The sequence below is a fragment of the Streptococcus danieliae genome (assembly GCF_009767945.1).
GTDB classification, from domain to species: domain Bacteria; phylum Bacillota; class Bacilli; order Lactobacillales; family Streptococcaceae; genus Streptococcus; species Streptococcus danieliae.
In genome coordinates this window covers 1-6,934 of the sequence record NZ_WSRS01000090.1, presented here as the reverse complement: position 1 = coordinate 6,934, position 6,934 = coordinate 1, and the positions used below count along the sequence as shown (strand labels likewise).

Sequence of the window (6,934 nt, the reverse complement as noted above, 5' to 3'; positions counted from 1 at the left end):
GTGGAACCTGTCTTTGGACAGGTAAAGGCTTGTTTAGGTTACAAACGTTGTAACCTACGAGGAAAACGACAAGTAAAAATTGACATGGGATTGGTTCTCATGGCCAATAATCTCCTCAAATATAGGAAGAGGAGATTCTAAAAGAAAAGGAGAGACTCATTTCAGTAGATGAATCTCTCCTTTTTAGGCTTTATGAGACTTTTGTCCCAGCCTCTGTCCCACTCCCTTTTTTAGATCCAATGAATTTCAAAGGAATCATTGGATTTTCGATGATTTTTTAAATAAAAGTGAATGAAGTGTGCCCAGATAAGAAAGATAGTTTCAGTCGTAACGACGGTGACCATAAGCGGAGTAGCGGCAAAGATCAGACTGGCCACAAAACCTAGAGTAAAAAGTAACCAATAGATTTGCAGGTAGGAGCGAGTCCATTTGTATTGTAAACGCCATTGAGAATAATCGCCAAGAAAAAGGCGAAGAGGCCTGCATAGAGGAAGGCAACAACAAAGAGGTGATGGACTTCCTGTTCACTAAGAAAGGTCATTGAAACGGTGAGCATCAAGATACCTGCGAAAACTAGATAGTGGCTGTAAATGAGCCGGAAGCCTAGGGTATTGGGGCTGCTATCCAAGGCATGGTCGAATTCTGTGAAATAGATCAGAAAGAGGAAGGCAACCATCAGGAGGAAGAAGATGGAGGCGACTCCGACAATCACTTTTCCAAAGGAAGTAATGACGAGGAGAGCAATGCGCTCGACAAGATGGAGAAAATTGATCGGAACCAACCGCATCTCTTTCTGATAGAGGATAGGCATCAGGAAAGAGGCGATAACAGCTGCAAAATAGATCCAGATCCCGTATTTATAAAGCAGCAGGCGGGCAATCAGGCATCAAGAGTTCGCACATTTAAGATTTTTAAAAAGGTCGTAACTAGTTGCCGTTCCTCCAAATTCCGGCTTTGCTTGTATTGAACCGCGTATTGAAGGAATAGGATTCCGGATAAGAGGGGAAAGATGAGGTCGAACAGGTGGAAACTAGTTTCCCAGTCGATGGTGAAGGAATTGGAGAAAAGCATCATCAGTCCCATGTCGATAAACATGATTTGAATCATCCAAATGTTTACCAGTTGTAACAAGCAGGTTAGGAAACTTAAGAGGTGGAAGGGGGGAGAATACCATCTTCCAAGTGGTGGATGAGCCCGGTTGTTTTCGAAATCGTATAGACAACCCGAATTATTCATATGATAACTAAAAAAACTTCCAGAACCCCTGATAGATCAAGGTTTCTAGAAGTTTTCGCTTTTCACCCATTGGGTGAAACAAAGAAACCAGGCGGAATCCTTGGATTATCAACGATTCCACCTGATTTTTATGATAGGTATGAATAATTTGGGGACAAAAACGAGATCGTAGAATAGCTCTGTAAACTCAACACGTCTGTATGATGATAGAAGTCATGATTTTAGATTATCTTTCTAGTTTAAGATTCATAGGTGACGATGTTCAGTTGTCCCTGATCATATTCAACCAGGAAGATTTGGGAAATGTCCGCATAGCCCAGTTGCTGGAGTTCTTCCTGGAGCCAGTCTGGATCCTTTTCCAAAAGTTCCAGGATGTCAGTTTGGACAACTCCGTCGGTGATGACGGGGTATTTGGGATTGGCTTCACCGGCTTGGACGACAATTAATTGACCATTCTGTTCCAAAACTGCTCGTTTGACATCAGCCATGCGGAAGATGCCTTGTCCCCGGAGTTTGAGGGTTAGGTCGGCAGCGGTTAGACCTGCTGTCCGACAAGCTTCGACATCGACTTGCCCTTTTTGGATTAGAACGCGGGGTTGGCCATCAATCATTTGTTTGATGGTGTGGTTATGGGTTTTTAACCATTTGAGGCAGAGCACTAAAATAGTCCAAATCATCAGGATGATGACATATTGGAGAAGTGTGATAGAGGGATTGTAGATGACCCCACCGATAATTCCCCCGAGAACATAGTTTTGAATCTGATCTGTTGCAGAATTCGGGGCTAGATTGCTTTTACCAGAAATATTGATGACCACAATCAGTGTTAATAGACCAATTGCTAATTTAATGGCTGTATCTAAATAAAGCGTATTCACGGATTCACCTCCACTAATTCTAAATCAAAAGAATCGAGATTTATCTTTTCTAGTAGGTAGGAATCTGGTTCACTTCCAGAAATAGCTCGATAAAAGTGTCCCTCTACATAGAGTAGGGCTCCATTGGTTTCAGTAGATGTATTGACGTACACTTGGCTGGGTTTAACCTTGAGTTTATCGGATACCTTCTCGATAAAGTGAATCGAGGAGCGGTATTGGTTATTGATCTGACTGTTTGCTTGCAGACTTTCAAAACCAGATAAGCCAGATACAAGGAGTACCAGTCCGAGGATAATCACCAGTTCACGGTATTTTGAATCCCGCTTGTCACGGTAGGCTTGAAAGGCTGTAAAAGCGAGGATCACTAAGACCAAGGTGAAGAAAATAGCCAGCAGCCAGTTATCTTGACGAATTTGGTTCAAGACATGCTCATAGGAATAGAATTTCATAAGACTCCTTTCTCAAAAAAATCTCTCTTATTGTAGCATAAAAAACCACCTGTCCTCAAAAGGAAAGGTGGAGAAATCCAGTCTTGTTTACCAAGGGAGTCCTGCAGCAGCAATCTCTGCTTTCGAAGCATATTGACCATTTGGTCTGTGCCAACGTCCGCGCGCATCCCTGGTGTAGCCCCCTCCAGAGTTGACTTCAGGACTAATGGCAACAGTCGCATCTGCCTGGGCCTGGGCTGCAGCTTGAGCTTCGGCTTGAGCCTGAGCTTCGGCTTGCAGACGTGCTTCCTCCGCAGCTTGAGCGGCAGCCCGAGCTTCCGCTTCGGCCTGTGCTTGAGCAGCAGCGGCTTCTTCCGCAGCTCTTTGCTTGGCGGCTGCCTGTTCACTAGCTGAGGTGACGGTGTTGATAGCTCTACCGCTAGTGTAGTCGATTTCTGCATTGGGTGAAGTGTTATCCAGGAGGACGCGGGTAATTCCGGCTGCGTCCTTGGCTTCTTTTCCGCCAAGGGTAATGGAGAGTTTATTTCCTTTAGCATCTAGTCCGACATACTGGAGCTCAATCTGACGTGGAATTAATTCATCGCCGGTGTAGATGGGGCTGACCTTGTAGTCTAACCAATAATTGGGATGGGTTGCCAGCCAGGAATCGAGGCGATTTTCATAGAAAAGCATGCTGTCGGGATTAGACTCATCCGTCCCTTGATAGTTTCCTGCATTGAGCCAGTTGGTTATGGGGACCAGATTGCGTCCCTCATCAGTCAGACCGCTGAATTGATAGCCTAGTAAATGACCACGACTCATGAGCCAGGCTTGCTCGTTACCATCGCCAAAATAGAATTTGTAGTTATGCCAACCAACGGGGTCGAAGTTGATTTTACCGGCTCGTTTTTTGGTGGGTTGGTCGCCCTCTTTTAGCTGGATGTGGGCTGCTTGGGCGCGCCCTTTGTGATCCCAGTCCTGGAGCTGGATTTGCTTTTCGCCCTTAAAAGGCAGAAGGCCATCGCTGGTCTCAGCTGCATAAACGGTCGGGGGATTGAAAATAGGGCCTGGATTGAGAACTCCTAGTCCGAGGCTTAAACTAAGCAGAAGGCTCCATAAGAGCAGTAGGGGTTTCTTTTTCATACAATTCTCCTTATCTCATCCATAAAAAGTCCATCAAGAGCGGGACTTGTTGCGCCCAGTCGCTTTCGGTATGGCGGCCGTGGATTTGGGGATAGAGGTAGGTTTGAGCACCCGACCTCTGAAAACTAGCTTCTAGGTTTAGGTGGCTTTGGGCGAAGGAAGTTGACCAGGGATCTACATCAGCCTCCGAATTTTGCCCCATTTCACGGGTACCCCAGCCCATGTAGAGGCGGGTATTGCTATCGATTGGCACCTGGGCAACCTCTTGCTGGATTGGGCCAAAGAGGGCTGAGGACAAGGCAGCTCCCTTGGAGAAGACGGTGTTGTAGTGGGATAGGGCATAGAGGGTCATGAGCCCACCCATGGAGGAACCGGCAATGCCTGTATTGAGGCGATCAGGATAGGTACGGTAGGTTTGGTCGATAAAGGGTTTGACCTGCTGAAGCAGCCAGTCCAGAGTTTCCCGCCCCTGGCCCTGAATCGGACCTGCAAAGAAGGTGTTCCCGATATCGTAGGGAGAATACTCTTCTAAGCGTTGGTTGCCTTGGTGCCCCGGTTCTAGGCCGACCACAATCATGTCCTTGGTCCACTGATCCAGAAAGTCCTTGAGTTTCCAAGATTCTCCATAAGTTGCTTCCTGATCGGAGAAGAGGTTGTGACCATCAAAGAAGTACATCACTGGATAGGCAGTCGTTTGGTGTTCATACTGATCCGGCAGATAGACCCGGATTGTCCGACTTTCCCCACTTGCGGGGAAGTCTAGTTGGTGATAAGCAATCATATACCCTCCCTAATTAACGATTCTATCTCCATTTTATCATGGATATCAAAGGATATTAGCCTTATCTCCAACTTTTTTACTTTTTTTTCAAAAGAAAGAAGGGTAAACTAGAGACAAGGAGGATGCGCTGTGAAAAAATACTATTCTTAGATGTGGACGGGACAATCGTTGATTACCACAATCGGATTCCAGGATCTGCCCAAAAGGCAATCCGGGCGGCCAGAGCTCAGGGGCATGTGGTGATTGCCTGCACCGGTCGGAGTCGGGCTGAAATGCAGGATGAATTGTGGGACATGGGACTGGACGGGATGATTGGGGGCAATGGTTCCTATATCGAGTTTCAAGGGCAGGTTCTCCAGCACCAAGTAATCTCTGACGAGGATGCCCGGCAGGTGGTGGACTGGCTCCAAGCACGGGGCCTAGAATTTTTCTTGGAAAGCAATCAAGGCCTATTTGCTAGTCCAGGCTTTCGGGAACGTGGCCGCAAGGTTTTGCAAAGCTACCTCATGACCAAGGGGCGAACAGCCGATGAAGTGGCGGGCCAGGAAGTCGAAGACATTCTCCATGGCCTGGTTTTTGAGGCCAACCTTTACCGGGATGACCTCAATAAAATCAGCTTTATTCTAGATTCCTATCAGGATCACTTGGATTCTCAAGCAGCCTTTCCACAATTGGAAGCCCACACCTGGGGTGGCCGAGGGGAAAAGGCTTTGTTTGGAGATCTAGGCCTAAAAGGTGTCAATAAGGGCCAGGCTATGGAGTTTTTACTAAAGCGTCTAGGAGTTGACCGCAGTCAAACCATCGCTTTTGGTGACGCGAAAATTGATATCCCCATGCTCGATTTTGCGGAAGTTGGAGTGGCAATGGGCAATGGAGGTCCAGAAATACTTGCCATGGCTGATTTGGTAACCACTGATGTAGAGGCCGATGGGCTTTACAAGGCTTTTCAGAAGTTGGGCTTGTTGTGAGGGTGGGGCCTACTTCTAGAAAACAGGAAATCAGTCTTGCGAAAGCGCCACCAATTTGCTAGACTAGACTTAGGATTGTTACTGGAAAGCAGGCAAAACCTAAATCAAAATCAGGAGTCTGGCGACAGGCCTCTTTGGTGATGGATTTAGGTTTTTTTGCTATTTAGACCTTAGAAATGAGTCTGAGGACACTAGCTTCTACAAAGGTGGGCAAGATGAAAATTATCAAAGTTTATAACAATAATGTCGTCCAAGCCATAGATACACAAGGTCGGGAAATTATTGTGATGGGGAAGGGGCTCGGTTTTCAGAAAAAAGCGGGACAGAATTTGGAAGTGGATAAAATTGAGAAAACATTTGTGCTACAGGGGGATGAAAAGGAAAGTGACATTTTTCACCTCTATAGTCGCATGCCGGCAGACGAAGTTGACTTGGTAACTCAATTGATTTCAAAAGCTGAGTCAGTTCTCGATACCAGCTTTGAATTTTCTCTCTATCTTAGTCTTGGGGATCATCTCCATTATGCTCTGGAGAGAAGCCGCCAGGGCTTGTCAATTGAAAATCCCTTGGCTTGGGAAGTACGGAAGTTCTATCCCAAAGAATACCAATTGGGTTTAGAGACACTGGATCACATCCAAGAGAAGTTTGGTATCAGCATGGAGAAAGGTGAGGCCTCCTTTTTGGCCCTACATTTGATTAATGCCCAAAAGACTAATGCGGGAAGCCAACAAGAACACCAAGTGAATCAGATGGTTCACCAGCTCCTTGATATTGTTCGTCTCCATTTTGGCTGGGCAGATTTTCAGGAAGATACCAGCTTTCACCGTTTGGTTACTCATCTCAGCTATTTTGCCCAGCGTGTTCTTCAGGGGCAAGTAGCAGGACGGAATGACGCCTTTTTGTACCAACAAATTCAAGCCAATTATCCCCAAGCTCTTGCGGCTAGTGAGAAAATAAAAATTTTTGTAAAAGAAAGTTATGGTTTTGAGATGTCTCTGGACGAACAAATTTATCTAGCGATCCATATTCAACGGTTGATTGAGTAAACTTGCTATTTTGTCAAGAAATATTTTGAAATCGCTTGCAAAGTGATGTGTGTTTTGCTAAGATAGAACTAGAAAAGGATTGTTACTGTAAGGCAGGCAAAACCTAAATATATACGAATGTGTCTGAGAAGGCTTTTTGAGTCGGGGGCATTGTGGTATATGTTTGGGTTTTTTTGGGTTCTATAATAAGTTGTGTGGAAAGTTCAAATTCCATACAGCTTTTTTTGTCATTCAGAGCACAAAAAAAGCAATTCCTGTTAAACTGATAAGTGAACAAAAAAACATCAGAATAGGAATTGCTTTATATGGATTATAATACTCAAAAATTACTCGGAATTCAAGACCTAGACATCACTTTCAAAGAAGACTGGCTTATTTATCGTAAAGATAGACGCAATCGTATGGCTCAAATCATCGAAGGCTCCTTAGAGAAACGCCCAAGTCATTGTCCCTC

At 45.3% G+C, this 6,934-nt stretch carries 9 protein-coding genes; 3 read left to right on the top strand and 6 right to left on the bottom strand.

Annotated features, from left to right (window positions below):
• Nucleotides 1–141, top strand: a 141-nt coding sequence (locus E5983_RS08080; RefSeq protein WP_202056349.1) for a transposase, incomplete at its 5' end; no start/stop codon positions are given.
• A gap of 241 nt (nt 142–382) precedes the next feature.
• On the opposite strand, the gene E5983_RS08075 is transcribed toward E5983_RS08080, so the two are convergent.
• The 6 genes from E5983_RS08075 to E5983_RS08050 form a co-directional block, all read right to left on the bottom strand.
• Nucleotides 383–844, bottom strand: coding sequence for a low temperature requirement protein A (locus E5983_RS08075; protein WP_331251104.1), 462 nt, complete (start codon nt 842–844; stop codon nt 383–385).
• Between the two features lie 35 nt (nt 845–879).
• Entirely contained in the window at nt 880–1,107 is a 228-nt protein-coding gene (locus E5983_RS08070) for a hypothetical protein (RefSeq protein ID WP_160333347.1), read from the bottom strand.
• 368 nt (nt 1,108–1,475) lie between these two features.
• Nucleotides 1,476–2,114, bottom strand: a complete 639-nt coding sequence (locus tag E5983_RS08065) for a DUF421 domain-containing protein (RefSeq protein WP_160333346.1) — start codon at nt 2,112–2,114, stop codon at nt 1,476–1,478.
• Nucleotides 2,111–2,563: a DUF3290 family protein gene (locus E5983_RS08060; RefSeq protein WP_160333345.1), complete on the bottom strand. Its 453-nt coding sequence runs from the start codon at nt 2,561–2,563 to the stop codon at nt 2,111–2,113. Before E5983_RS08060 ends, E5983_RS08065 begins: the two co-directional genes overlap by 4 nt.
• Nucleotides 2,564–2,650: 87 nt before the next feature.
• Entirely contained in the window at nt 2,651–3,685 is a 1,035-nt protein-coding gene (locus E5983_RS08055; protein ID WP_160333344.1) for a DNA/RNA non-specific endonuclease, read from the bottom strand.
• A 10-nt stretch (nt 3,686–3,695) separates the two neighbouring features.
• The gene (locus tag E5983_RS08050) at nt 3,696–4,466 is read right to left on the bottom strand and encodes an alpha/beta hydrolase (RefSeq protein WP_160333343.1); all 771 of its coding nucleotides are present in this window, start codon (nt 4,464–4,466) and stop codon (nt 3,696–3,698) included.
• A gap of 122 nt (nt 4,467–4,588) precedes the next feature.
• Between E5983_RS08050 and E5983_RS08045 the strand changes: the two genes are divergently transcribed.
• Both E5983_RS08045 and licT read left to right on the top strand, forming a co-directional pair.
• Nucleotides 4,589–5,434: an HAD family hydrolase gene (locus tag E5983_RS08045; protein WP_160333342.1), complete on the top strand. Its 846-nt coding sequence runs from the start codon at nt 4,589–4,591 to the stop codon at nt 5,432–5,434.
• Between the two features lie 215 nt (nt 5,435–5,649).
• A complete protein-coding gene (licT, locus tag E5983_RS08040; protein WP_160333341.1) occupies nt 5,650–6,480 on the top strand; it encodes a BglG family transcription antiterminator LicT in 831 nt (276 codons plus the stop codon).
• The last annotated feature ends 454 nt before the right edge of the window (nt 6,481–6,934 follow it).

What these genes read in the sequence shown, in the direction of transcription:
- licT (WP_160333341.1), top strand. Translation starts at nt 5,650, where the DNA reads ATGAAAATTATCAAAGTTTATAACAATAATGTCGTCCAAGCCATAGAT.
- E5983_RS08045 (WP_160333342.1), top strand. Translation starts at nt 4,589, where the DNA reads ATGCGCTGTGAAAAAATACTATTCTTAGATGTGGACGGGACAATCGTT.
- E5983_RS08070 (WP_160333347.1), bottom strand. Translation starts at nt 1,107, where the DNA reads ATGATTCAAATCATGTTTATCGACATGGGACTGATGATGCTTTTCTCC.
- E5983_RS08050 (WP_160333343.1), bottom strand. Translation starts at nt 4,466, where the DNA reads ATGATTGCTTATCACCAACTAGACTTCCCCGCAAGTGGGGAAAGTCGG.
- E5983_RS08060 (WP_160333345.1), bottom strand. Translation starts at nt 2,563, where the DNA reads ATGAAATTCTATTCCTATGAGCATGTCTTGAACCAAATTCGTCAAGAT.
- E5983_RS08055 (WP_160333344.1), bottom strand. Translation starts at nt 3,685, where the DNA reads ATGAAAAAGAAACCCCTACTGCTCTTATGGAGCCTTCTGCTTAGTTTA.